Here is a 23,558-nt window from a genome sequence, read left to right on the forward strand (position 1 = left end):
GGGGCGGGCTGGGGGCGTCCTCGAAGTGGGATAGCAGGTGTTCCCGGTGGGCGAGCGGATTCACGGCCGGGTCCTTCCGGCCAATCCCCACACCATCGATGAACAGGAGCGCGACGCGCACGGCTGGGGACTGTATCCTCGAATCCGACACGCATGGCCCTCCACGGCGACCTCTTCAGTTATCCGCTTCCCGAGTTCCTTCAATGGCTGGACAGCTCCCGCAAGACGGGGACGCTCCAGCTCTCCTGGGAGGCCGGCGAGCGTAAGCTCTTCCTTCTCTCCGGCCAGGTGGGTGCCACCGCGGCCGAAGGGCTGCGCGGACGCGTGGCGCGGCTGCTCACGCTGTCCAAGCTGGCGTCGGGGACGAAGGTGCTGGCTGGCTTCGACGAGCTGGCGCGCACGCCGGACGTGGACGCCGCGTTCGACATCCACGGCATCCAGGCGCGGTGGATTCGGGACCTGGGCCGTGAGGAGCTGTTCGCCGCGATGACGGACCTGACCATCGCCGGCCGCGGCACCTTCCACTGGACGGAGGACGCAGACCGCTCCGGTGAGGACTGGGTGCCGTCCGATATGGGCATCCGCGAGCTGCTCTTCGAGTCGCTCCGGTGGGTGGATGAGCAGCCCGACGTGGACAAGGCGCTGCCCATCGACGCGCTCAGCGTGCGCGCGCTGGCGCCGCCGAGCCCGAGCCAGCCCCTGATGCACCGGATCATCCTGGGGCTGTGCACGTCGCCGCAGAACCTGGGACGGCTGCGCCTGTCCATGGGCGTGTCCCGCTCCTCGGTGACCCGGCGCGTGCACGAGCTGCTGCGGTCGAAGCTCGTGGAGGTGGACGGGGCGCCGCAGGTGGAGGCGGACCCGGTGGCGGAGATGTTGGAGAAGGGCGCGGTGCTGATGCGCGAGGGCCAGTACGACGCCGCGGGCATCGTCTGTGCGTCCTTGCTCGCCAGCGACCCGGCGGACCGGCGCGTGCGCGAATTCGCCCGGCTGGTGCAGCGCGAGCACGTGGCGGCGCTCTACTCGGACATGCCGCCCCTGATGGTGCCCCTCATGATTCACGACCCGCAGGGGCAGGCGCTGCTCAAGCCCGAGGAGCGGCAGATTGCCGGGCTGGTGAATGGCACCTGGGACGTGTCCACGCTGGTGCTGGCCAGTCCAGCGCGAGAGCTGGAGACGTTGAAGACGCTGGCGAAGCTGCAGCGCATGGGGCTGCTGCAGCTCGTCTTCCCGCGCTGAGCGGGGCGGAGGCTACTCCCCGTTGGGCAGGCCCACCGCGTTGAGGCGGATGAAGACCTGCATCATCACGTACAGGGAGAAGGCGGCGTCATCCACGCGCAGGTGCTGCTGCGTGCCCAGCCCCTGGAGCCGGAGCAGGTCGGCGCCGTCCACGCGGAGCAGGAAGGCCTGCTGCCCCAGGGAACCCTCGCCCGCGAATGCCAGCGCGCGCCGGATGGCGTCGGTGCAGGCGGTGACGCAGGTGGCGTAGTCCCCCGTCATGAACGCGGCCTCGGCGGCGCGGGCATGGTCGAACATGTCGCCCGGCGCCAGGGCGCTGGCGGCGCCCAGCAGCTTCGGTCCGGGCTGGGGCGCGGGGATGGGCGTCGGCTCCACGCGCGGAGGCGGCATGACGGCCACCGGGGCCACGCGAGGCACCGGGCCGCCAGCCTGCACCGGCTGAGACGCGACGGCGCCGGGCTGCTGCCGGTGTTGCAGGTGCTGGGTGAGCTGGGCCTCCAGGCCCGCGGGCTGTGCGCTCGCGGTGGGGCGGGGCGGCGGGACGATGCGCTTGGCGCGCAGGTCCTTGATGACCAGCCGGGTGATGGCCTTGAGCGTGTCGAGCACCCCGCGGCCATTGGCGGCGGACGTCTCCAGCTCCGGGACGCCTCGGGGGTTGAGCTCCTTGCGGAGCACCTCCACCGGCAGCACGCCGTCCAGGTCCCGCTTGTTCCACTGCATCACCAGTGGGAAGCGGTCCAGGCGGATGCCGTGCTCGAAGAGGTTCTCCTCCAAGTTGGCCAGTGATTCGCGGTTGGCGTCCATGGCCTCCGGCTGCGAGTCCGCCACGAAGACCACGCCGTCGGCGCCCTGGAGCACCAGCTTGCGGGTGGCGTTGTAGAAGACCTGGCCCGGCACGGTGTAGAGCGCCAGTCGCACGGAGCAGTCGCCCACGCGCTCCACCTTCACGGGAAGGAAGTCGAAGAAGAGCGTCCGGTCCCCCTCCGTGGCGATGGACATCATCTCGCCGCGGTGTGCGGGGCGGACAGTCTCGTAGATCTTCCTCAGCGAGGTCGTCTTCCCGGAAAGGCCCGGTCCGTAGAAAACGATTTTCGCGGCCACTTCACGGGCCATCAGATTGACGCTGCTCACGGTGTCAGCTTACCTAGAACGACTGGACACCTCGCGCCAGTTGACGGCGAGACATTCACCCCAGGTCCGCGAGGTTCAGCGCTGGAGGTGAGGCCGCGGGCTCGAGGCAGGCTCGCCAGGATGCGCGCCCGCAAGGCATCCGCGACGGCTCACACCGCTTCCCTGAAAAGGAATACGGCACGAACCGCACGAATGGCGGCCAATACGTCATGCCACCGGCGAACCACCGCACTGCTCGAAAGCCAAGCAGGGCTGCGACGTCCGCACGGAATGAAACCGCTCGTGGGGGGCAGTCGCGGTGGTGAGACGCGCGTCATGCCCTCCCTCGAGCGAGAGGACCTCAAGCGGCCTTCGTCACCTTGCCCGCCTTGATGCAGCGGGTGCACGCGAGAACGCGCTGGGTGCTGCCCTGAACGCTGGCCCGGATCTTCTGGAGATTCGGCAGGGTCCGCTTCTTGGTCTTGTTGTTCGCGTGGCTGACGTTGTTACCCACCAGCGGACGCTTGCCACACAAGTCACACTTCCACGCCATGACCTCTAACTCCTTGAAAACTGGGGCGTTGGACGCCTGCCGATTAAAAGAGCGGCGGAACCTGCCAGATAACGGCCTGGAAATCCAGCCTTAGATCCAGGATCAGCCCTTGAGCGGATCCTTCTTCTTCAACATATCCTGCACCAGCCGTGCGGCCCGGATGCCCGCGAGCAGCTCGCCTTCCAACCCCAACCCGGGGAGGACTTCGCGGTTGGCGAGCAGGATGTTCTTGGCCGGCGTGCGCTGAGTCAAACCCGTGACGCCCAGGACCGCTTCCGACTCGAAGCTGAACAAGGGGTGCGGCATCAGCCGGCTGCCACGGACTCCGCCGGCGTCCAGGTAGGGGGCCGAGCGCAGCACGCGGTGCTGGGCGGTGAAGGGCATCAGCGCGTCCAAGTGCTCGTCGATGCGCGTCGCCAGGCCCTGGAGGTGCTCCTCGCCCAGATCCCTCGCCGAAGCCGGGACGAAGGCGCCCGCGCACACCACGCGCAGCCCTTCCGTCGCCTTGGCCTCCTTGCCGCCGTGCGCCGGGGCCGCGCGCGCGGGGTGGACCTGGATCAGCACGGGGCCCAGCTCCGCGTCGCCCGTGTCCAGCAGGGCCAGCTCACCCAGGCCGCGGGGCAGCGCCGACTCCGGCACCACCCAGTTCACGGTGAAGAGCAGGGCCTTGGTGTTGGACTGGTCCAGGTGTTCCAGCAAGCCGCGGTGGTGCTTCTTGTCCGTCACCAGCCGCCGCAGCGCGCCCGCGTCCGTGGCCGCCACTAGGCAGGACGCGCGGTACATGGTGTCCGAGCGCATCAGCTTCATGCCCGCGAACTTGCTGCCGTCGAAGGCCAGCTCCTCCACGATGAAGCCCGTCGGGTTGTCGCGCCCGAGCACGTCTCCGCCCAGCTCCGCCACGCGGCGGGCGAGCAGCTCGCGCAGGCCCTCATGGCCCCCGGGGAAGTAGGAAGGCGCCGACAGCACCTGGGACATGGCCCGAGTCAGCGCCAGGGGCGCCTCTGGACGGTCCAGGTGGGTGACGAAGGGCCGCAGCCCCCGCACCAGGGACACCGAAGCGCTGTCTCCCGTGAGCCGGGGCGGCGTTGCCAGGCCGGGATGGGCTCGGATGAGCTTCTTCAGGCCCCAGCCCTCGAAGAAGCCGTCCGGTGGCAGGGCGGGGCCCGCCTTGAAGAAGGCATCACTGGCTTCGTGCTGCGCGGCGGCGCCGGCCAGGGCGCCCAATAGGGATTCGCCTTCCTCGCCCAGCTCCCGCGTGACCTCGGCCTTGCGGCGGGCGGCATCGCCATGGAGGTCCAGGCGGCTGCGAGGCATGAGGAGCTGCAGCTCCGGCGCGTGGGGCCGCAGCGCGCGCTGGACGTTGGCGTTGAGGCCCAGCTCCGTGAGGGCCTCCTCCACCGCGGGCATGGCCTTGAGCGGCGGAGCGACGAAGGGGGCATAGGGGAGCACGTAGCCACCGTGCTCGTAACCGGGCCCCATGCCGTCGTGCTCCACCAGCAGGACGCGGTGGTTGCGCTTCGCCAGGAGGGCCGCCGCGAGCGCACCGCCCAGCTGACTGCCGAGCACGATGACGTCGTAGACATGCCGGGACGGCCCGGCGGGAAGCTTGAGCTTGGCAGAGGACGTCGCCATGAGGCGGGCAACACTACACAACGTGCTCGCCGCTGGCGCCCTTTTCACCACGGCGCGCCCGCGGAGGGCGGATCAGCGGGCCTGGGCGCTGAAGAGGCGCTGCTCCAGCGCAGGGGGCAACTGGGTGAAGTCCTGGACCACCCAGTGCGCGCCGGCCTTGCGGAGGTCGGCCTCTGGCGCGGCGGTGGTCAATCCCACCACCGTCATGCCGGCTTCTCGGGCGGATATGATGCCCAGGACGGCGTCCTCGAAGGCGAGGCACTCGGTGGGGGCCACGCCCAGCGCCTTGGCGGCGGCCAGGAAGATGTCCGGGGCGGGCTTGCCGCGCGTCACCTGTTCGGCACCGACGATGCTCGCGAAGAGGGGACGGATGCCGAGCCCGTCCAGCACCAGCTCGCGGTTGCCCTGGGGCGCCGCGGTGGCGATGGCCGCCGGGACGTGGGCCTCCTTCAATCGCTGGATGAAGGCCTCCGCGCCCCGGTGCAGCTTCAGGTGCGGCCGGTACAGGGTCCGGTAGTGGTTCTCCTTCTCCTCGGCGATGCGCTCCACTTCATCAGGGGCCACCGGGCGGCCGAGCAGCTCGGGGATGATCTCCTCGTTCTTCCTGCCGGCGAAGCGGCTCTGGAAGTCGTTCGCGGTCAGCGGCAAGCCCAGCTTCTGGGCGAACGAGACCCAGGCCTCGTTGTGGAACTGCATGTTGTCGACGAGGGTGCCGTCCATGTCGAAGACGACGGCACGCAGGGGCGCCAGTGCGGAGGTCATGCGTTCCCCATAGCGCGTCTGCTCCCGCGGCGGGCCAATGAATCCACCCAAGGGGCTGCTCGCCTGATATCCCCGGCCGCCATGACGGACGACCTTCTGCTCGAGACGCGTGGCGCGGTAGGCGTGGTGACCCTGAACCGGCCCAAGGCCCTGAACGCGCTGAACCTGGGCATGTGCCGAAAGCTGCACCCGGCGCTCGACGCCTGGGCGGCGGACCCGTCCATTCAGGCCGTGGTCATCCGGGGGGCTGGCGGCCGAGCCTTCTGCGCGGGCGGAGACGTACGCGCGGTGGCGCTGTCGGTGGGGGACGCGTCCGCTGAAGCGAAGGAGCGGGTGTCGCGGGAGTTCTTCCGCGCCGAGTACGGGCTGAACCACCGCATCCACTACTTCGGCAAGCCGTTCATCGCGCTGGTGGACGGGGTCTGCATGGGCGGCGGGCTGGGCCTGTCGATTCACGGCACCCACCGGGTCGTCACCGAGAAGCTGGTGCTGGCCATGCCGGAGACGGCCATCGGGCTCTTCCCGGATGTGGGCGGCGGCTGGTTCCTGCCGCGCTTCCCGGGTGAGTCGGGCACGTACCTGGGCCTCACGGGGGCCCGGTGCGGCGCGGCGGACGCGATGTGGCTGGGCTACGCCACGCACCACGTGGAGTCCGCGCGGCTGGAGGCGGTACTGGACGCGTTGGTGGGGGCGCCCTGGGGCACCGGCGCGGCGAGCACGGTGGTGGACACGGTGCTGGCCGGCTTCCACGCGGACGCGGGCACGTCGCCACTGGGGGTGCAGCGCGCCGCCATCGACCGGTGCTTCGCGGCCGAGCGCGTGGACGACATCCAGCAGGCGCTGGAGCTGGAGGGCACGCCGTGGGCCCAGGAGACGTGGGCCACGTTGCTTCACATGTGCCCGGCCAGCTTGAAGGTGACGCTGCGCCAGCTCCGGATGGGGCGCACCCGCGACTACGACGAGATGGCCAACGTGGAGTACCGGCTCAGCCAGTCGATGACGGCACGGCCGGACTTCCGTGAGGGCATCCGCGCGGTGCTCGTGGACAAGGACAACAAGCCGCACTGGCGGCCCTCCACGCTGGCGGAAGTCACCGAAGGCATGGTGGAGGCGCTCTTCGCGCCGCTGCTTCACGACACGTGGAAGGTTCCGGCGCGCGGGTAGGGGCTGTTGCTAGAGGTCCTCGTCGCTGAGGACGGTGATGTCCTTCGCGCGAAGTAGCGCCGTGGTGATGCCTTCGCCCGCGCGGAGCTGGCCGGACTCGTAGACTCGCTGGCTGCCGCACGAGGGGCTCTTCTCCTTCAGCAGCGCCACCGTCGCGCCGAAGCGTTGTGCCGCTTCAAGCGCGAGCCGGGCGCCCTGTTGGAAGGCCTCCGTCCGGTCGATGCCCGCGGCGCGCTCCACTGCAACTGCGCGCCCAGCCCAGACGTCTACCCCGGTGCCTCCTCGCAGGTCGACGGGAGGGCGCGGCACGGGCAGGCCCGAGGCCACCTCCGGGCACACGGGGATGACGTCCTTGTCCGCCAGCGCCGCGAGGACGCGCTCGGAGCGCTGGGAGCGGCCATCGTACCGACACGCCTCGCCCAGCAGGCAGGCACTGACCAGCACCACGCGAGCTTCCTGGAGCGCGGCGATTCGTTCGGCCTGCGAGGGCAGGGCGGTTGAACCTTGCTCGTCTCGAGGGGACGCAGGGTCGCCCAGGGGGCAGGTGGACTGCCGCTCGTCGGCGATTACCCCGTCCTTGGTCAGCCCCAAAGCGGCCTCCGGTGGCTGAACGTCACCGTCATCCCCTGATGTGGCGCTGGGGAACTCCGGCTCCTGGTCGAACGTCTTCGGTCCGCTCACGCCGGGTCGACCGTCGCGCCGGGATTCCGAAGCGCCAGTTCGCCCACCGTGGCCCGCGCCTCCACGCGCGTGCGGGCCGCGTCCAGCGTCACCTTGCCCGTCACGGCGAGCCGCACGGCCAGCGGGTAGAGCCGGTGCTCCTCCGCGAGGATTCGCGAACTCAGGGCCTTCTCGTCGTCATCCGGCAGCACCGGCACGGCCACCTGCGCGATGATGGGCCCCGTGTCGGTGCCCGCGTCCACGAAGTGCACCGTGCACCCGGCCACTTTCACGCCTCGCTCCAGCGCCTGTCGCTGCGCATGCAGGCCCGGGAAGGCGGGCAGCAGCGACGGGTGGATGTTCAGCACCCGCCCCGCGTAGTGGCCCAGGAAGTCCGCGCTCAACAAGCGCATGAACCCCGCAAGGCACACCCACTCCACGTTCGCCGCGCGCAGCGTGTCCAGCAGGGCCTTCTCGAAGCCCTCCTTCGTCGCGTGGGCCTTGTGGTCCACCACCTTGGCCGTCACGCCCGCCTTGCGCGCCCGCTCCAGCGCGAACGCGGTGGAGACGTTGGACACCACGCAGGCCACCTCGGCGGGAAAGTCCTCCCGCGCACAGGCGTCCAGCAGCGCCTGGAGGTTGCTCCCGCTGCCGGACACGAGCACGCCCAGGCGGACTCGCTGGCCGCTCATGGGTCGATGACCGCCGTGGCCTCGCCCTGGCCCGCTTCCACGCGGCCGACCTCGAAGGCCTGCACGCCCCGGCCGCTCAGCACGCTCAGCGCCTGGGCGACGTCTTCCTTCGCCACGACGAGGATGAGCCCCAGGCCCATGTTGAACGTGTTGAACATCTCGTCGCGGGCCACGCTCCCCAGCTTCGCGATGAGGTCGAAGATGGGCGGCTTGGGCCAAGTCTGCTCACTCAGCACCGCGCGCGTGCCGTCCGGCAGGCAGCGGGGCAGGTTGCCTGGAATGCCGCTGCCGGTGATGTGCGCCAGGCCCTTCACCTTCACCGCCTGGAGCAGCGCCAGCACGTCCTTCACGTAGATGCGCGTGGGCTCCAGTAGCGCGTCCACGAGCGGCCGGTCCAGGCCCTCGGGCGTCGCGTCCAGGGCCAGCTTTCCGTCGTCCAGCAGCACCTTGCGCGCCAGCGAATAGCCGTTGCTGTGCAGGCCAGAGGAGGGGAGCCCGATGAGCGCGTCACCCGGCTTCACGCTCTTGCCGTCGATGATGGCCGCGCGCTCCACCACGCCCACGCAGAAGCCCGCGAGGTCGTATTCGCCGCGCGCGTAGAAGCCTGGCATCTCCGCCGTCTCGCCGCCCAGCAGGGCGCACCCGGCCTGCTCGCAGCCCAGGGCGATGCCCTTCACCACCTCGGCGGCGTCGTCGACCTCCAGGCGCCCGGTGGCGAAGTAGTCGAGGAAGAAGAGGGGCTCGGCGCCGCAGGTGAGGATGTCGTTCACCGACATGGCCACCAGGTCGATGCCCACCGTCCCATGGCGTCCAGCGGCGAAGGCCACCTTCAGCTTGGTGCCCACGCCGTCCGTGCCGGCCACCAGCACTGGCTGCTGGTACTTGCCTGGTGGCAGGGCGAACAGGCCGCCGAATCCACCCACTCCGCCCATGACTTCAGGGCGCATGGTGCGCGCGGCATGGGGCTTGATGCGCTCGACGAACGCGTCGCCGGCCTCGATGTCTACTCCGGACTGCTTGTAGGTCGTTCCCACGGGCGGCCTTCTACCCGGCCCCCGCGCCGGTGTCTCGCGTGGCGTGGCGGCTGTCCCACCGGTGCGCACAGAAAAGGGAATTTGACCGGGCGAGTGTGGGCTGATTGACTCCTTTGCAGGATGGGCGCCGAGGAAACCCTCTTTCAACGTTTCGGCAAGGAGTTCCCCCAGGGCACCGAGCTCTTCCGCGAGGGAGAAGCCGGCAAGGAGATGTTCGTCATCCAAGCAGGACGGGTGGCCATCTCCAAGCGGGTCCGTGACGTCGAGAAGGTTCTCGCCGTCCTGGGCCCCGGTGAGTTCTTCGGGGAGATGGCCATCATTTCCAACAAGCCGCGCAATGCCTCGGCCACGGTCAACGAGGACGCGAGGCTGCTGGTCATCGACCCCAAGACGTTCGAGGGGATGATCCGCGGCAATGCGGAGATCGCCGTCCGGATGATCAAGAAGCTGGCCGAACGCCTCTCCGAGGCGGACGCCCAGATCGAGAACCTGCTGCACAACGACCCGGCCAGCCGGGTGGTGCACCAGATCATCCAGGCCTGCCAGAGCCGGGGCCGTCCCCTGGACGAGGGCGTGGAGATCGACTTCGCGATGCGGGAACTGCCGCGCCAGATTGGTGTGGGCGAGCCCGCGGTCCGCGCCGTGGTGGACCGGCTGGAGCGTTCCGGTCTGGTCGAGCGGAACGGGGACCGGATGACCGTGCCGGACACGGCCAGGCTGCACGACTTCCTCCAATACCTGGAGATGAAGTGGAAGTTCGGAGACCTCTAGCGTGAAGCTGCGAGTCCTCGGCTGCCACGGCGGCGAGCTACCCAACTGCAAGAGCACCTGCTTCCTCGTCGATGACGTGCTGGCGCTCGATGCGGGGGCGCTCACGGGGACGTTGTCGCTGGATGAGCTGTGCCGCGTGGACCACGTCCTGGTGGGGCACAGCCACTTCGACCATGTGAAGGACCTGCCGCTGATGGCGGACCTGGTCATCGGCCGGCGCGACACCCCGGTCACCATCTACGCCTCGCGCGAGTGCGCCCGGGCCCTGCGCGACAACATGTTCAACAACGCGCTCTGGCCGGACTTCACCCGCATTCCGACGAAGCGCAAGCCCGTGCTGCAGATCAAGACGTTCCGGGCTGGCAGCAGCTTCCAGGTGGGCCCCTACACCGTGCGAAGCGTGCCGGTGAGCCACCCCGTGGAGTCGTGCGGCTTCATCATCTCCAACGGCAAGAGCGCCCTGGCGATGAGCGGCGACACCGGCCCCACGGACAAGCTGTGGAAGGCGCTGAACGAGACGAAGAACCTCAAGGCGCTGCTGCTGGAGACGTCCTTCCCCAACAAGCTCCAGTCGCTGGCCGACATCTCCGGCCACCTCACGCCGCACACGCTGAGCCTGGAACTCCAGAAGTTCGAGCGCAACGGCGCATCGGTACTGCTGTATCACCTGAAGCCCGCCTTCGTGTCGCAGCTCAAGAAGGAGCTGGCCGAGCTGCCGGTGGAAGTGCTGGAGCTGGGCGATACCTTCGAGCTGTAGACGCGTCGCGCCATACGGAAGGGTTGACGGCCGAAAGCGGCCGGATTAACCCCGCCCACCCCATGGCCTGGTTCTCGAAGAAGCCGCGCATCGCCGTTGACACCGAACCGCAAGCCGAGCCCCGCCCGTCCCGCATGGAGGGTCTGTGGGCGAAGTGCGAGACGTGCGACGAAATCATCTACCGCCAGGAGCTGGAGAAGAACTGGATGGTGTGTCCGCACTGCGAGCACCACCACTACTGGGCGGCTCGCGCGCGGCTGGCGGCGCTGCTGGACCCCGACAGCTTCGAAGAGTTCGACAAGGAGCTGGAGCCGCAGGACCCGCTCGGGTTCAGTGACTCGAAGAAGTACAAGGACCGCCTGAAGTCCACCCGGAAGAACCTGGGCGAGCCGGATGCCTTCATCTCCGGCGTGGGCCGCATCCAGGGCCACCAGGTGTCGGTGGGCTGCTTCGTCTTCGAGTTCATGGGCGGCTCCATGGGCTCTGTCGTGGGCGAGAAGGTGGCCCGCGTCTTCGAGCGCGCGCACGAGCTGAAGTGCTCCGCCATCGTCTTCTCCGCCTCGGGCGGCGCGCGCATGCAGGAGGGCATCTTCTCCCTCATGCAGATGGCCAAGACGTCGGCGGCCATCGCCCGCTTCCGCACCGGCACGCGGCCGTACATCTCCGTGCTGCTCAACCCCACCACTGGCGGCGTCGCCGCGTCCTTCTCGTGGCTGGGCGACGTCATCCTCGCCGAGCCCAAGGCCCTCATCGGGTTCGCCGGTCCGCGCGTCATCGAGCAGACCATCCGCCAGAAACTGCCGGAGGGCTTCCAGCGCTCCGAGTTCCTGCTGGACCATGGAATGATTGACGCCATCATCCACCGCAAGGACCTGCGCGCGAAGCTGGGCCAGATCCTGGGGCTGCTGGGCTGAGCGCGCCTCGGACACCGGAGGAGGCGCTGGCCTTCTTCACGAAGCTCAACCCCTCCGGCATCAAGCTGGGGTTGGAGCGCGTGCAGGAGGCCCTGGCAGCGCTGGGCCACCCGGAGCGGCGGTATCCGGCGCTCCATGTCGCCGGGACGAACGGGAAGGGCAGCACCTGTGCCATGACGGCGGCGTCGCTCCATGCCGCCGGGCACCGCGTGGGGCTCTACACGTCTCCGCATCTGGTGCGCGTCAACGAGCGCATCCGCGTGGACAGCGAGGACATCTCCGACGCGGACTTCGGCCTGCGCATCCTGGAGGTGTTGGAGCGCTACCCCAGCGCCGTGTCCTCTCCCATGACGTACTTCGAGTTCGGCACCGTCGTCGCCCTGTGGCACTTCGCCCAGGTGCGCGTGGATGTGGCCGTGCTGGAGACGGGCCTGGGCGGCCGGCTGGACGCCACCACCGCCGCCAGCCCGGTGGTGACGGCGATTACCCCCGTGTCCTTCGACCACATGGAGTACCTGGGCGACACGCTGGCGGCCATCGCGGGCGAGAAGGCGGGCATCCTCAAGCCGGGCGTGCCGTGTGTCGTCGCGCGGCAGGCCCCGGAGGCCTTGGAAGCCATCCTCCGCAAGGCCGAGCAAGTCGGGGCCCCGGTGCGGCTGGAGGGACGTGACTTCACGGGCGAGCGTCAGCCCGATGGTGGCCTGTCGTACCGCGGGGCGACCTGGTCCCTGGATGGGCTGTCCGTCGCGCTGCGGGGGCCCCATCAGCGGCAGAACGCGGCGGTGGCGCTCGCCTGCCTGGAGGCCTTGCAGGAGCGCGGCGTCACCGCGCCGCCCGAGGCCGCGCGTGCGGGCCTGGCGTCGGCGTGCTGGCCGGGGCGTCTGGAGGAGGTGGGGCAGCAGCCCATCCTCTTGCTGGACGGCGCACACAACCCGGCGGGCGTGGAGGTGCTGCTCGCGTCGCTGAAGGACCTCTACCCGGGGCGTCGCCTCCACCTCGTCTTCGGCGTGGTGGGGGACAAGGACCGGGGACCGATGATGCGAGCGCTGTTGCCCGAGTGTGCCTCGGTGCAGCTCACGCCTTTGGAGACGCCTCGCTCACTGGCTCCCGAGGCCTACCTGGCAGAGGCGCGCGCGCTGTGCGCGGACGTGACTGCCTGGCCGGATGCGGACGCGGCCCTTGCCGCGGCGCGCAAGCGGGCAGCCGCGAACGACCTCGTCCTTTGTACAGGTTCACTGTTCCTTGTCGGGATGATGAAGGCTCGCATGTATCGAAACCTTGGCGCGATGCATCAGCCGCCGTAGATTCAAGACATGCGCCTGCCGGACTGGAGAGCCGCCGCGACATCGGGGCCACCCATCCCCTCCATCGACGAAGTCGATTTCAGGGCGCTTTACTCGAAGACGAAGTACGTCGTGGAGACGGCGGACGGCTGGTCGCTGGTCATCACCCGCTACCGTCCTGTGAAGCAGCCTTTTCCGCAACCGTTGTTTGGTGAGCCCCTGCTGCTGGTGCACGGTTTCTCACAGAACCGGCACACCTGGACCAGCGGGCAGTTCGTCAAGAACCTGCTCTTCTTCGGGGTGGACATCCACATCCTGGAGCTGCGCGGCCACGGCAAGAGCTCCATCGCGTTCCAGAAGGAGCGCGCCGAGCGCTTCAAGCGCCCCCTGCCGCCGGACCTCGACTACGGCTGGGATATCGACAGTTACTTCCTCTACGACCTGCCAGCGGCCGTCTCCGGCGTGAAGCGCATCACCCGGCGCGAGCGCATCTTCTACTGCGGCCACTCCATGGGCGGGATGCTGGGCTACGGCTACGCCGGCATCCACAATGACTTCGAAGGCCTCATCACCATCGGCTCTCCGGCGGACCTGGGGCGCGGCTTCATGCTGCTGCGCCTGCTGGCGCACGGCGCGCCCATGCTGGCCGGGATGATCGACCTGACGCTCGCCAGCCTCAACGTGGGCGGCAAGGTGGAGGGGGCGGGGCGCTCGCTGCTCGCGCGGGGCGTGGGCGTGTTGAACAAGGGCCTGGGACGCCGGCTATCACCCCGCGCGCGGCGGACGCTGCGCTTCGACGCGGTGCCGGTGGACATCATCCTCAAGACGCTGGAGCGCCAGCTCGCGAAGGCCGAGGACTCGCCGCTGTATCAACAGCTCACCACGCGGTTGAACCGTCTCATCAATCCGGAGCGCGTGAGCGCGGATGACATCCGCTGGTTGCTTCGTGAAGGCGGGGAGCGGGAGCCGCGCCGGGTGCTGGAGCAGTTCGCGCGGTGGATTCGCCGGGGAGAGATGGTCTGCTACCGCACCGGCTTCGACTTCAAGCGGGGCTTCGGTCGCATCGAGGTGCCCATGGCCATCATCTTCGGGGACCTGGACCCGCTGGCCTCGCTGGAGTCGACGCGCAGCGTGTATCGCGCCGCCAAGAGTGAGTATCTGCTCTGGCGTCCGGTGAAGGGCAATAGCCACATCGAGCTGACGATGGGGCATGACATCCGGCAGATCTGCTACGACATCAAGAACCTCATCGAGTACGCGCGGACCCACCGGTATCGCTCGCCGAGCCTTCCGCGGCTCCGCTAGACGCGTCTGGACGGAAAGTTGGAGGCATGCTGGTGCGTGATAGCCTCCACGCTCTTCTGTCAACGTGAAGGGGTGTGGTCGATGAAGCCGTTTGCCGCGTGGCTGCTCGGTGTGGTGCTCGTGCCCTTCGTGGCGCTCGCGCAGGCGCCGGCCACGAACCTGAACACCATCACCGCGGTGCAGGTGAACGGTGGGACGGTGACCATCTCCGGCTCGCAGAAGGCCAACTTCACCACGTTCACCATGACGGACCCGCCGCGGCTCGTCATCGACATCTCCGAGGCCGTCTTCTCCGAGGTGCCCGAGGAAATCCAGGTGGGCAATGGCACGGTGACGGCCATCCGCACCGCCAGCTATGGCTCCGAGGCGTCATCCATCGCGCGCGTGCTCATCGGCTACGAGCGCGAGGTGGAGGCGGACATCCAGGCCCAGGGCAACCAGCTCGTCGTCCGCGTCGCGGGCGGCGGAGGTCAAGCCGTGGCGCAGGCGCCGGGTACCGAGAAGCCCCAGGCGGGAAGCAGCGCCGCGGATGCCGCCGCGGCCGCCGCGGCGGAGCGTCAGGCCCAGGAGAAGGCCGCCGCGGATGCCGCCGCCGCGGCGCGCGCCGAGCGTGAGGCCCAGGAGAGGGCTTCCGCCGAAGCCGCCGCTGCCGCGAAGCGTGACGCGGAGGCCGAGGCGAGGCGTCAGGAGGAGGCTCGGGCCGCCTCTCAGCGTCAGCAGGAGGAGCAGGCTCGGGCCGAGGCGGAGCGCAAGCGCCAGGAGGAGGCTTCGCGTGCCTCGGCGCAGGCCGCCGCCGACGAGAAGCGGCGCCAGGAAGAGTCGGCGAAGGCGTCCGCTCAATCGGCGGCGGAGGAGAAGCGTCGCCAGGAGGAGGCCGCGCGCGCGTCCGCCCAGGCCGCCGCAGACGAGCGCCGGGCCCAGCAGCAGGCCGCCGCCGAGGAGCAGGAGCGACGCAAGGCCGCGGCCCGGGCCGAGGCCGAGCAGCGGAAGGCCGCTCAGCAGTCCGCCGCCGAGGAGCGTCGTGCCGCCGCGCAGGCCGCGGCGGAGGAGCGCCGGGCCCAGCAGGAGGCCGCCGCCGAGGAGCGCCGTCAGCGTCAGGCTGAGGCTCGTGCGTCTCGGGAGAGCCGCCAGAATCAGGCGGTGGAGCCCTCCCGGCCGAGTAGCTCCGGTTCGGAGGCCTCGGTGTCCTCGCGTCGCAAGACGCTGACGCTGGTCGGTTTCCAGCAGCAGTCGGGGGCCTCGCGCGTGTTCATCCGCACCAACGAGCCGGTCAGCTACTCCGTGTCGGAGCGGGGGCGCTCCGTGGTGTTGGAGCTGGAGAACACCCGCGTGGACGCCAGCAACAACACGCTGCCGCTGGACACGTCCTACTTCGCGACGCCGGTGCTCCGGGTGGACCCGAGCGCGTCCGGGCGGGATGTGCGCATCACCATCCAGCTCCGGCAGTCCGCGCCGTTCCAGGCCCGCCAGGAGGGCAACGTCATTTCATTGGACTTCCAGCGCACAGGCCGGTGAAAAGAGCGGGCCGCTCGGCCTGGGCGCGGCATACCCTGCACCCCTGAATGAGCTTCTTCGTTCCGCTCGCCGCCGCGCTGCTGGTCTCCACGTCGCAGGTGCCACTCGCCACCCCGTTGGCTTTGCCCAACGGTGAGACGGCGCAGCTGGCTGCGGACCTGGTCGTCTACGAAGCGGACACGAAGGTCGTCACCGCGCGCGGCAACGCCGTGCTGCGCACGGAGACGATGCAGCTTCGCGCCGACGAGGTGACGTACGACGAGGTGAACCAGCTCGTCACCGCCTCGGGCGGTGTGATGTTCGTGGGCCCCAGCGGCCTGGCCGCGGTCGCCGACACCGCGAAGATGGATGTGCGCACCTACGAGGCGAACCTCGAGGGCGGCCTCTTCATGCAGAAGCAGGGCGTCACCCAGGAGGCCCTGTTCACGGCGAAGACGCCCCAGGAGCTGCGGGCCATGGGGGAGACGCCCCTCCTCATGAGCGGCTCGCGCATCCGCCGGACGGGGGAGAACACCTTCCTCGTGGAGGACCTGGCCTTCACGCCGTGCAACTGCAGCCCGGGTGAGCCTGGCTGGCGCATGGAGGCCTCGTCGGCCACCGTCGTCCTGGGCGAGCGCGCCACGATGACGCTGCCCGTGGTGTACGTGAAGTCCGTGCCCGTGTTCGCGCTGCCGTGGCTCTACATGCCGCTGTCCCAGCGGCGCACCGGCCTGCTGCTGCCCAAGCCCACCTTCTCCTCGCTCAATGGCTTCTCCCTGGAGCAGCCCCTCTTCATCACACTGGGGCAGAGCTACGACGTGACGCTCACGCCAGGGTACTTCAGCGGCGGCTACGAACTGCATACCGTTCCCGGCGCCACCGAGCAGGTTCGGGAGCCGCGCTACCTGGGCGTGAAGGGGCCGCGCCTGCTCACCGAGTTCCGTTATGCGCCCAGCGAACGGACCCGGGGACGGGCGACGCTGGGGTTCCTCTACGACCTCCGGCCCATCCGGGATCCGCGCAGCTTCATGTTCTACCGGCGGACGGAGGACGGTGTCGCCTCGCCTGAGTTCGTCGATGAGCGGCGAGGACTCCGGGGCGAGGCGTCCTGGCAACACACCCAGGACATGGGGGGAGGGTGGCACAACCGCGTCGATGCTTCGTTCGTCTCCGATGGCAACTACACCCGTGACCTCACGGCCGACCTCATCACCCGCGAGTTCACCTACCTGCGCAGCACGGGGACGGTGTTCCAACGCCAGGACGACCTCTATGCGGGCCTCGACGTGGCGCTGCGCCAGGACATCCGGTGGGGGTACCGCTTCTTCCAGGACAACCGCATCCCGGCGGCCACGGACCCGGCGCGCCCGGACCTGAAAGGCCCCAACACGTTCCAACGCTTGCCGGCCATCACCCTGGCCCTGCCGGAGCGGCCCGTGCTGGGCGGAATCATGGGGGGCCTGTCGGTTCAGTACCTGCGGCTCGCGCCCCTGCGAGGCGGGTACGGCGACGAGGGGATCGACGGCATCTTCCGGGCCGACGGGTTCCATGTCCCGTTCGGCTCTGCCGGGTGGCCGTTTCCCGCGGACACCACGCAGTCTGATGGCATCTTCAATTCGAACGACCGCGAAGCCCGCGACCGCGTGGACTTCTTCCCACGCCTGTCGACGTCCTTCGGTCTGGGCAGTCTGATGCGCGTGTCGCCGTCGCTGGGAATGCGCCAGGACGTGTGGCTGGGCGAGGTGTCGGGCCGGACGTGGCAGCGGGGGTACCCCATCGCTGGGTTGCTGCTCGAAAGCCAGGTGGCGCGCGTCTTCGAGGGCCGTGAGACGAGCTTCCGCCATGCCATCACCCCCTCGCTGGAGCTGCGCTACGTGCCGGGCGGGTGGGGCCGTCTTCCCTCGGCCGGGGCCTCCGGGGAGAACCTGGCCCGCCCCTATGACGAAGTGGATGCCGCGGTGCCGTTCCAGAGCGACGGCCGCACCCGGGGCTTCCTCCACGCGGTGCTCGCCGTGGACCAGACGCTGCGCTTCAAGCGTGGCAACGACATCCGCGAGCCGCTGCGCCTGCGCATCGGACAGGGCTTCGACCTCACCCGACACGTGCCCGCGGCGGGGAAGGTGGACGATCCGGGGCCCGTGCTACGCGACACCTTCGCCCGCCTCAGCGCCACCGCCGGAATCTTCACGGCCGCGGGCACCGTTCGCTACGACCCCAACGCGGGCCGCATCTCTGGTCTCTCCGCGGAGGTGAATGTCGACAACGGCAAGGGGCACGCCGTGTACGCGCGCTTCGACGACCTGCTGTGGACCGGGGGAGATGCGCTCAACCGCGGCGCGGATCCCCGTTCCGTGGGGCCCGATGTGCTCCGCCGCTCGCTGGATACCTTGGTAGGCGGACTATCCCGAGTAGAGCCCGGCTTCCCTCCGGCCGAACGGGCTCAAGCCCTCATCGCGGGTACGCGTTTGAAGCTCGGATTTGGGCTGGGAGTGCGGTACGAAGCAATTGTGCAACCGCTTTACCAGGATCCAATAACTCGAGAAAATCGCCCTCTTGCTCAGCAGACGTTCGGCCTCTCGTATGGGCCTGCATGCGACTGTTGGCGGGTAGAAGGGGTGGTGACGTCGCGGCGAGATTTGGGGCTGGAATTCTCCGGCATCAACCTCATTGTGGCGGATTTCGGATCCTTTGGTTCCGGAGGCTAGGAATCACCAGCGGTGGGTGGTGGTTCCTCCAACCCCGAAACAGCCAGGAGAAGTACTTCGTGTCGGACCTCGGAAAACGAATTGGGCAGCGCATCCGCGAGCTTCGGACACAGCGGCCGGAGCGCTGGACGCAGGAAGAGCTCGCGGAGCGGGCGCAGATCAGCGTGTCGTTCCTTTCCATGATCGAGCGTGGCGAGCGTGTCCCCCATGTGGAGACGCTGGCGGCCCTGGCCAACGCCCTGGGCGTGAGCCTGGGCGAGCTCTTCACGGGAACGGAGCAGACCCTTGCTCAGACGGAGGACCTCCTGCGGCCCCTGTCTGACTTCGCGCGCGCCCGTGGCCTCACCGCCCGGGACGTGGACCGTCTGCTGGGCGTGGCCCGGGTGATGTTCAGCGGCACCGCCGCCTGACGTTGCCCCCTGGGATTCCAGGCCCTGGACGCAAGAGGGCGCCGGTCCACCTGTCCTGTCCTTGACTGGACGGTAGGTGGCCCGGGAAGATGCGGAAGATGCGCTGTGCGCTGCTCGCGTACAGCCCGCTTCCTTCATCGCCTTCTCAAGGAGTTTCCACTGATGCGTCCGGGTCTGGCCCCGTGGGTGGCCTTCGCGAGCCTGCTGTTTGTCGCATGCTCGCCGTCGGCCCCCGCCACACTTGAATTCGTGGACCAGTCACCGGCTCAGCCGCGACTGGGAGAAATCACCACGCTGCGCTTCCGCGCGGTGGACTCCCGAGGCCAGCCGCAGGCGGGTACGCCGGTGTCCTTCACGCTGGAGTCCCCCGTTCCGGGCGTCGAGCTGTCGCCCACCGAGGGTGTCACCAACACGGGTGACGGCATCGTGTCCGTGCAGATGACGGCGCGCGGCGGCCGGGTGGCCTCCGCCGTGGTCATCGCCACCGCCGGCACGGGTGCCGAGATGAAGCGGGCCGTCTCGCCGGTGGTCAGCTTCGCGGGAACCAACTCGAACTCGCGTCAGTTCACCTTCCAGTGCGGCTCGTTCTCGGGTGACGGCTCCGGTCTGCACCACGCCGTCGGCGCCTGGGACGAGACGCGCGCCCTCATCGCGGGCGTGAAGGTCCGGTGCATCGCCCATGTGGGTGATCGAAACGGTGACGGCGTGGTGGGTGCCCAGGTGTCCTTCCTCACGGAGGCGGGCACCATCGGTCCCAGCGCCGTGTCCGTCACCGACGTGGTGGGCAACGCGGAGGTCCTCTACAAGACGTCCCTGCCGCTGCCGCAGGACGTGGAGCCGGGCATCTTCACCTGGAGCCCGCAGAAGGACGCGACCCACACGGGCGAGTACCTGGCGCCGCTGTGGATGCACCCCTTCCTCTGGGACGAGAACCCCATTGCCGCCTACGGCAACGCCCCGCAGCCCCAGCAGGACCGTCCGGAGCCGCGCCGTCCGGACCCCATCCGCCCCGGCATCGTCCTCAACCCGCGTGATAACCTGGTCTCGCTGATTGCCATCACCAGCGGTGAGGAGGCCTTCGACGACCTCAACAACAACGGTGTCTGGGACACGGGCGAGCCGTTCGAGGACCTGACCGAGCCCTTCGTCGACAACAACGACAACGGCACGTGGGACCCGGGCGAGCGCTACGTGGACACCAACGGCGACGGTCGCTGGACGGGCAAGAATGGCCAGCACGACGCCAGCACGCTCATCTGGGTGCAGGAGCGCATCCTCTGGACGGGCATGCCCCACGGGCTGGACAAGGACCAGACGCAGCGGCAGCTCGACCCGCCGCCCAACGCGCCGCCGCCGCTCATCAACCACTTCGGTGGCATCTCGATTTCGTTCATCGTCTCCGACCCCTGGTACAACCGCATGGCCCAGAACAGCGGCAATGACGGTTGCAGTGGCGGAGCGTCCGGCCCCGTCACGGTGTCCCCGGCCAACACGGGCATCGCGCTGACCTACCCGTCCTTCAACTTCGAGACGTACCTGGTCAGCGATGCGCACGAGCCGCCCGCCGAAGGCCCCCCGCCGCCGGTCTTCAACCCCCCGGTTGATTGGAGGGTGACGCCCATCTGCAAGTACACGGCGGCACAGCTGGAGGGCCACGAGGCCATCGTCCAGGGACCCGTCGTCCGGGGCACCGTGGAGTAGCCTCCGTCGTTTCGCCGGGCGGGCCCACGAAGGCATTGACCCCAGGGCCCGCCCTCCGTAGGTTCTCCGCTGGTTGACTGGCGAATCACCCGCCGGTGGAGGACAACCGTGGGTCAGCAGAGCAAGCCGGCGGCGGAGAGTGGCACGCGCGAAAGCGAGCGCCGCCGCACCATCCTCCGCGCGGCCATCGACGTGTTCGCGCGCAAGGGCTACCACGGCTGCCGCATCGCGGACGTGGCGAAGGAGGCCGGCGTCGCGTACGGGCTCGTCTACCACTACTTCAAGAACAAGGATGAGCTGCTCGAGACGGTGTTCGACACTGGCTGGAGCGGCTTCGTCACGCGCGTGCGCGCGGTGGTGGAGGGCGAAGGCCCCCTGGCGGAGAAGGTCCGCGGCATCGTCGAGGTGGCCTTCGAGGCCTACCGGGTGGATCCGCGCGCGGTGAAGGTGCTCATCCTGGAGATTGCGCGCAGCCCGGCGGGCTCGCGCATCAACCGGCAGACGGCCTTCGTGGATGCCATCCGGCTCAGCTCGGCGCTCTTCAACGCCGCGCAGGAGCGGGGCGAGCTGCGGCCGGGGTTGGACCCGCACCTGGCCTCCGCGCTCCTCTTCGGCAACATCGAAATGGCGCTCACCGCCTTCGTCGTGGGGCTGGCCGACGCGCGCGACCCCGACGCCCTGGAGCGGGCGAAGTCGCAGATTGCCGACTCCTTCCTTTACGGCGTCCTCACGGGTGCCCAGGCAGCGGAGGTGTCCGAATGGAAGCCGGAGAAGTCCGCTACGAAGTCCAAGGCACCCAAGCGCTCCTGACCATTGACCGGCCCAAGGCCCGCAACGCCTTGTCCCCGGCGGTGGTGCGCGAGCTGATGGCCGCGCTGGAGCGGGCCGAATCCGACACCTCGGTGCGCGTGGTGGTGCTGACGGGCGCCGGTGAGAAGGTCTTCTGCGCGGGCGGGGACCTGGGAACCCTGGCCGGTGACGAGGGCTTCCTGTCCACGCACGAGGGCCGCCGTTCCTATGGGCGGCTGCTGGCGCGCTTCCAGGAGCTGCGCAAGCCCACCGTGGCGCGCGTCAACGGGCACGCGCTGGCGGGTGGCCTGGGGCTGGTGCTCGCGTGTGACCTGGCCGTCGCCGTGGAGGGCGCGGACCTGGGCACGCCCGAAATCGACGTGGGCCTCTTCCCGATGATGATGATGGCGCTGCTCCAGCGTCACCTGGGCCGCAAGCGTGCGCTGGAGCTGGTGCTCACCGGAGACCGGCTGCCCGCGCGCGAGGCGCTGACGTTGGGGCTGCTCAACCGCGTGGTGCCGGCCGCGGAGCTGGACGCCGCGGTGGGCACGCTCGCGGGAAAGCTGGCGGGAAAGAGCCAGGCGGTGCTGGCGTTGGGGCGCCGTGCCTTCTTCACCGCCGAGGACCTGCCGCTGCCCGCCGCGCTGGAGTACCTGGCCTCGCAGCTGTCTCTGAACGTGCTGGCGGACGACGCGGGGGAGGGCATCTCCGCGTTCCTGGAGAAGCGTCCCCCGAAGTGGAACGACCGCTGACGCCGGTTACGGCGTGCCCAGCTCGGTGTTGCCGCCCCGGGCGACGCTGGGCGGCAGGTGCGGGAAGAAGTCCAGCTTCAGCAGGCGCTCACCGTCCACCCACAGCCCGTCCACCTTCACGCCCCAGTGCAGGTGCGGGCCGGTGACGCGGCCGGTGCTGCCCACCGTGCCCAACAGCTGGCCTTGTTTCACCTGGGTGCCCGTCTTCACGTCGATGCGGGACAGGTGGAAGTACGCCGTGTAGAGCCCCGCACCGTGGTGCACCAGCACGGTGTTGCCCGCCGCGTAGTTGTCGCGCGCCATCACCACCGTGCCGTCGTTGGCGGCCTGCACGGGCGTGCCCGGGTCCCCGTCGATGTCCACGCCGAAGTGCTGACTGGACAGCTTTCCGTTGAAGGTGCGGCGGTCGCCGAAGGGCGCGGTGATGCGGTCCGCCCTCGGCCACACGAAGTTCTGCGCGAAGTGCGGCGCGCTGAAGTCCTGGGCGAAGGCTTCCGCGAAGGCGCGGCGGTCCGCGGCCATGCGCTTGCGCACCGACGCGGGCGGCTTCACGTACTTGCCGGCCACGCGCAGCTCGCGAGACGGGTAGCCGGACTCCACGACGTCCAGCGTGCCCGTCAGCTCCACCTGCGGTGCGCCCGGCGTGACGGGGCCCATTGCCGTCACCTGCGCCGCGCCGGGCGTCGTCTCCACCGGCAGGCCGGAGACGGCCAGATAGCCATTGCCCCAGGGGAAGAAGCGCAGCGCGCGTCCAGCGAGCGTGCCGGTGGGCGGCGCCGTCATGCCGCTCACCGTCACCAGCACCGGATCTCCCGGCTTGGCTGCGCCGGGGTGCAGCGTCAGCTGGGGAGGGGCCTCCAGGGAAGTGTCCTCGCTGGACGTTCGCACGGGGACCGAGGCGGTTTCGGCCGCACCAGCCTTTGCTCCAAGTGCGAGCAGGGCGAGCAGCAGGAAAGGGGCTTTGGAATACTTCCGGCCGGGTGCGTGCGAAGGCATGGGCCGTTTTTACACCACGTCGCGCGCAACTCTTCCCTGAGTGTGGTGGTGAGCCGCCGGACGCCTGCTCCGTCCCTCGAAAGCGCTCGGCTTGTCGCCTGGGTGGGATGAGGGCCGCATGCCTCCTCTGCGCGGAGCCGACGCCAGAGGTTGTCGGTACTTGGACGACGCATCGTGTCCGCACGCAGCCTGCCTGGCCGCCGGGCAGGCGGGCCACCAGGGCGCATACCGTCAAGGCGTACCCGGGGGACTGGGGGCTTCCTAGCTTCTGAACGGACCCGTTGATTGGGAGATTCGCGGATGCCTCGTCCCTATAGCTTTGACCACTACCAGGTTCCGAAGACGCTGCCGGCGCCGAAGCGAAGCCTGCGTCGGCAGGACAAGGCGCGGCTGGCCCATTCCAAGGCGCATCCCGAGGCCATGGAGAGCCACGAGGGCGTTCACTACGGCAAGCGCTTCGCGGAGACGGAAGAACTCTACATCGCGCATCAGATGGAGGCGCAGATGGAGGAACTGGCGCGGCCCGAGCCCGACGCCAAGTTCTCCCACGGCCCGGAATTCAAGGCGGCACGTGGCACGTCGAAGGGCAAGGCGCGCACGACCTCCGCGCCCGTCGTGGGAGGAACGGCGCCGATTGGCGCGCTGCCGCCCACGCGCGAGCAGCCACCGCGCGGGCGGCTGCCGGAGATTCGCGAGGAGGCGCAGCACCAGTTCCAGGCCCTGCGGGGTGGCCTGGGCGACGCCGTCAAGGCCGTGTCCCGGCTCATCCTGCTGCCCGTCACGCTCGTCCGCATGGCCGCGGGCCGCATCCTTCCTCTGTCCTGATTGGGTGAGC

Annotated in this window: 22 protein-coding genes and 1 pseudogene; 14 read left to right on the forward strand and 9 right to left on the reverse strand. The window is 69.4% G+C overall.

Annotated features, from left to right (window positions below; translation table 11 throughout):
- Window positions 1–121 (reverse strand): annotated as a pseudogene (locus tag FMQ63_RS29455) (metalloenzyme); the annotation flags it as partial.
- Between the two features lie 32 nt (window positions 122–153).
- Here FMQ63_RS29455 and FMQ63_RS29460 point away from each other — a divergent pair.
- Window positions 154–1,239: a DUF4388 domain-containing protein gene (locus tag FMQ63_RS29460; RefSeq protein ID WP_011552761.1), complete on the forward strand. Its 1,086-nt coding sequence runs from the start codon at window positions 154–156 to the stop codon at window positions 1,237–1,239.
- Window positions 1,240–1,251: 12 nt separating this feature from the next.
- Here FMQ63_RS29460 and FMQ63_RS29465 read toward each other — a convergent pair whose 3' ends face one another.
- The 4 genes from FMQ63_RS29465 to FMQ63_RS29480 all read right to left on the reverse strand — a co-directional run bounded on the left by FMQ63_RS29465 (window position 1,252) and on the right by FMQ63_RS29480 (window position 5,296).
- Window positions 1,252–2,370: a GTP-binding protein gene (locus FMQ63_RS29465; RefSeq protein WP_011552762.1), complete on the reverse strand. Its 1,119-nt coding sequence runs from the start codon at window positions 2,368–2,370 to the stop codon at window positions 1,252–1,254.
- A 340-nt stretch (window positions 2,371–2,710) separates the two neighbouring features.
- Window positions 2,711–2,902 carry a 50S ribosomal protein L28 gene (gene rpmB, locus FMQ63_RS29470; protein ID WP_011552763.1) on the reverse strand — a complete coding sequence of 64 codons (192 nt, stop codon included), beginning with the start codon at window positions 2,900–2,902 and terminating at the stop codon, window positions 2,711–2,713.
- Window positions 2,903–3,004: 102 nt separating this feature from the next.
- Window positions 3,005–4,534 (reverse strand): NAD(P)-binding protein, encoded by a 1,530-nt coding sequence (locus FMQ63_RS29475; protein WP_026113959.1) that lies wholly within the window; start codon window positions 4,532–4,534, stop codon window positions 3,005–3,007.
- Between the two features lie 72 nt (window positions 4,535–4,606).
- A complete protein-coding gene (locus FMQ63_RS29480) occupies window positions 4,607–5,296 on the reverse strand; it encodes an HAD family phosphatase (RefSeq protein WP_011552765.1) in 690 nt (229 codons plus the stop codon).
- An 81-nt stretch (window positions 5,297–5,377) separates the two neighbouring features.
- On the opposite strand from FMQ63_RS29480, the gene FMQ63_RS29485 reads away from it, so the two are divergent.
- Window positions 5,378–6,460 carry an enoyl-CoA hydratase/isomerase family protein gene (locus FMQ63_RS29485; RefSeq protein ID WP_011552766.1) on the forward strand — a complete coding sequence of 361 codons (1,083 nt, stop codon included), beginning with the start codon at window positions 5,378–5,380 and terminating at the stop codon, window positions 6,458–6,460.
- Between the two features lie 9 nt (window positions 6,461–6,469).
- Here the strand turns inward: FMQ63_RS29485 and FMQ63_RS29490 are convergent, their stop codons facing one another.
- From FMQ63_RS29490 to purM, 3 genes are read right to left on the reverse strand one after another with little or no spacing between them, the layout of a single operon-like run.
- Window positions 6,470–7,141, reverse strand: a complete 672-nt coding sequence (locus FMQ63_RS29490) for a DUF523 domain-containing protein (RefSeq protein WP_020477657.1) — start codon at window positions 7,139–7,141, stop codon at window positions 6,470–6,472.
- On the reverse strand, window positions 7,138–7,812 hold the full coding sequence (gene purN, locus FMQ63_RS29495; protein ID WP_011552768.1) for a phosphoribosylglycinamide formyltransferase: 675 nt from the start codon (window positions 7,810–7,812) through the stop codon (window positions 7,138–7,140). Before purN ends, FMQ63_RS29490 begins: the two co-directional genes overlap by 4 nt.
- Window positions 7,809–8,846 carry a phosphoribosylformylglycinamidine cyclo-ligase gene (gene purM, locus FMQ63_RS29500; protein ID WP_011552769.1) on the reverse strand — a complete coding sequence of 346 codons (1,038 nt, stop codon included), beginning with the start codon at window positions 8,844–8,846 and terminating at the stop codon, window positions 7,809–7,811. The genes purN and purM overlap by 4 nt, the downstream gene beginning before the upstream one ends.
- Window positions 8,847–8,966: 120 nt before the next feature.
- Here purM and FMQ63_RS29505 point away from each other — a divergent pair, with 120 nt between their 5' ends.
- From FMQ63_RS29505 to FMQ63_RS29555, 11 genes are all read left to right on the forward strand, one after another.
- Window positions 8,967–9,617 carry a Crp/Fnr family transcriptional regulator gene (locus tag FMQ63_RS29505; RefSeq protein WP_011552770.1) on the forward strand — a complete coding sequence of 217 codons (651 nt, stop codon included), beginning with the start codon at window positions 8,967–8,969 and terminating at the stop codon, window positions 9,615–9,617.
- Window position 9,618: 1 nt separating this feature from the next.
- The gene (locus tag FMQ63_RS29510; RefSeq protein ID WP_011552771.1) at window positions 9,619–10,374 is read left to right on the forward strand and encodes an MBL fold metallo-hydrolase; all 756 of its coding nucleotides are present in this window, start codon (window positions 9,619–9,621) and stop codon (window positions 10,372–10,374) included.
- Window positions 10,375–10,436: 62 nt separating this feature from the next.
- The gene (gene accD / locus FMQ63_RS29515) at window positions 10,437–11,288 is read left to right on the forward strand and encodes an acetyl-CoA carboxylase, carboxyltransferase subunit beta (protein WP_011552772.1); all 852 of its coding nucleotides are present in this window, start codon (window positions 10,437–10,439) and stop codon (window positions 11,286–11,288) included.
- Between the two features lie 71 nt (window positions 11,289–11,359).
- Window positions 11,360–12,592, forward strand: coding sequence for a folylpolyglutamate synthase/dihydrofolate synthase family protein (locus FMQ63_RS29520; protein ID WP_011552773.1), 1,233 nt, complete (start codon window positions 11,360–11,362; stop codon window positions 12,590–12,592).
- Between the two features lie 9 nt (window positions 12,593–12,601).
- Window positions 12,602–13,876, forward strand: coding sequence for an alpha/beta hydrolase (locus tag FMQ63_RS29525; RefSeq protein WP_011552774.1), 1,275 nt, complete (start codon window positions 12,602–12,604; stop codon window positions 13,874–13,876).
- Between the two features lie 18 nt (window positions 13,877–13,894).
- Window positions 13,895–15,391: an AMIN domain-containing protein gene (locus FMQ63_RS29530; RefSeq protein WP_011552775.1), complete on the forward strand. Its 1,497-nt coding sequence runs from the start codon at window positions 13,895–13,897 to the stop codon at window positions 15,389–15,391.
- A gap of 47 nt (window positions 15,392–15,438) precedes the next feature.
- On the forward strand, window positions 15,439–18,075 hold the full coding sequence (locus tag FMQ63_RS29535) for an LPS-assembly protein LptD (protein ID WP_011552776.1): 2,637 nt from the start codon (window positions 15,439–15,441) through the stop codon (window positions 18,073–18,075).
- A 59-nt stretch (window positions 18,076–18,134) separates the two neighbouring features.
- Window positions 18,135–18,485, forward strand: coding sequence for a helix-turn-helix domain-containing protein (locus FMQ63_RS29540; RefSeq protein WP_002634858.1), 351 nt, complete (start codon window positions 18,135–18,137; stop codon window positions 18,483–18,485).
- 162 nt (window positions 18,486–18,647) lie between these two features.
- A complete protein-coding gene (locus FMQ63_RS29545; protein ID WP_171452247.1) occupies window positions 18,648–20,186 on the forward strand; it encodes a hypothetical protein in 1,539 nt (512 codons plus the stop codon).
- A 108-nt stretch (window positions 20,187–20,294) separates the two neighbouring features.
- A complete protein-coding gene (locus tag FMQ63_RS29550; protein WP_011552778.1) occupies window positions 20,295–20,996 on the forward strand; it encodes a TetR/AcrR family transcriptional regulator in 702 nt (233 codons plus the stop codon).
- Entirely contained in the window at window positions 20,945–21,727 is a 783-nt protein-coding gene (locus FMQ63_RS29555; RefSeq protein WP_011552779.1) for an enoyl-CoA hydratase/isomerase family protein, read from the forward strand. The genes FMQ63_RS29550 and FMQ63_RS29555 overlap by 52 nt, the downstream gene beginning before the upstream one ends.
- Window positions 21,728–21,733: 6 nt before the next feature.
- Here the strand turns inward: FMQ63_RS29555 and FMQ63_RS29560 are convergent, their stop codons facing one another.
- Window positions 21,734–22,723, reverse strand: a complete 990-nt coding sequence (locus FMQ63_RS29560; protein WP_011552780.1) for a M23 family metallopeptidase — start codon at window positions 22,721–22,723, stop codon at window positions 21,734–21,736.
- Window positions 22,724–23,023: 300 nt separating this feature from the next.
- Here FMQ63_RS29560 and FMQ63_RS29565 point away from each other — a divergent pair, with 300 nt between their 5' ends.
- Window positions 23,024–23,548, forward strand: coding sequence for a hypothetical protein (locus FMQ63_RS29565; protein WP_043612245.1), 525 nt, complete (start codon window positions 23,024–23,026; stop codon window positions 23,546–23,548).
- Window positions 23,549–23,558: the final 10 nt, after the last annotated feature.

Origin of the sequence: Myxococcus sp. CA005 (assembly GCF_006518205.1) — a bacterium.
Taxonomy (GTDB): domain Bacteria; phylum Myxococcota; class Myxococcia; order Myxococcales; family Myxococcaceae; genus Myxococcus; species Myxococcus xanthus.

Excerpts from the sequence above, each read along its gene's own strand:
- FMQ63_RS29460 (WP_011552761.1), top strand. The coding sequence starts at position 154 with ATGGCCCTCCACGGCGACCTCTTCAGTTATCCGCTTCCCGAGTTCCTT.
- rpmB (WP_011552763.1), bottom strand. The coding sequence starts at position 2,902 with ATGGCGTGGAAGTGTGACTTGTGTGGCAAGCGTCCGCTGGTGGGTAAC.
- FMQ63_RS29475 (WP_026113959.1), bottom strand. The coding sequence starts at position 4,534 with ATGGCGACGTCCTCTGCCAAGCTCAAGCTTCCCGCCGGGCCGTCCCGG.
- FMQ63_RS29480 (WP_011552765.1), bottom strand. The coding sequence starts at position 5,296 with ATGACCTCCGCACTGGCGCCCCTGCGTGCCGTCGTCTTCGACATGGAC.
- FMQ63_RS29485 (WP_011552766.1), top strand. The coding sequence starts at position 5,378 with ATGACGGACGACCTTCTGCTCGAGACGCGTGGCGCGGTAGGCGTGGTG.
- purN (WP_011552768.1), bottom strand. The coding sequence starts at position 7,812 with ATGAGCGGCCAGCGAGTCCGCCTGGGCGTGCTCGTGTCCGGCAGCGGG.
- FMQ63_RS29505 (WP_011552770.1), top strand. The coding sequence starts at position 8,967 with ATGGGCGCCGAGGAAACCCTCTTTCAACGTTTCGGCAAGGAGTTCCCC.
- accD (WP_011552772.1), top strand. The coding sequence starts at position 10,437 with ATGGCCTGGTTCTCGAAGAAGCCGCGCATCGCCGTTGACACCGAACCG.
- FMQ63_RS29525 (WP_011552774.1), top strand. The coding sequence starts at position 12,602 with ATGCGCCTGCCGGACTGGAGAGCCGCCGCGACATCGGGGCCACCCATC.
- FMQ63_RS29535 (WP_011552776.1), top strand. The coding sequence starts at position 15,439 with ATGAGCTTCTTCGTTCCGCTCGCCGCCGCGCTGCTGGTCTCCACGTCG.
- FMQ63_RS29545 (WP_171452247.1), top strand. The coding sequence starts at position 18,648 with ATGCGTCCGGGTCTGGCCCCGTGGGTGGCCTTCGCGAGCCTGCTGTTT.
- FMQ63_RS29555 (WP_011552779.1), top strand. The coding sequence starts at position 20,945 with ATGGAAGCCGGAGAAGTCCGCTACGAAGTCCAAGGCACCCAAGCGCTC.
- FMQ63_RS29560 (WP_011552780.1), bottom strand. The coding sequence starts at position 22,723 with ATGCCTTCGCACGCACCCGGCCGGAAGTATTCCAAAGCCCCTTTCCTG.
- FMQ63_RS29565 (WP_043612245.1), top strand. The coding sequence starts at position 23,024 with ATGCCTCGTCCCTATAGCTTTGACCACTACCAGGTTCCGAAGACGCTG.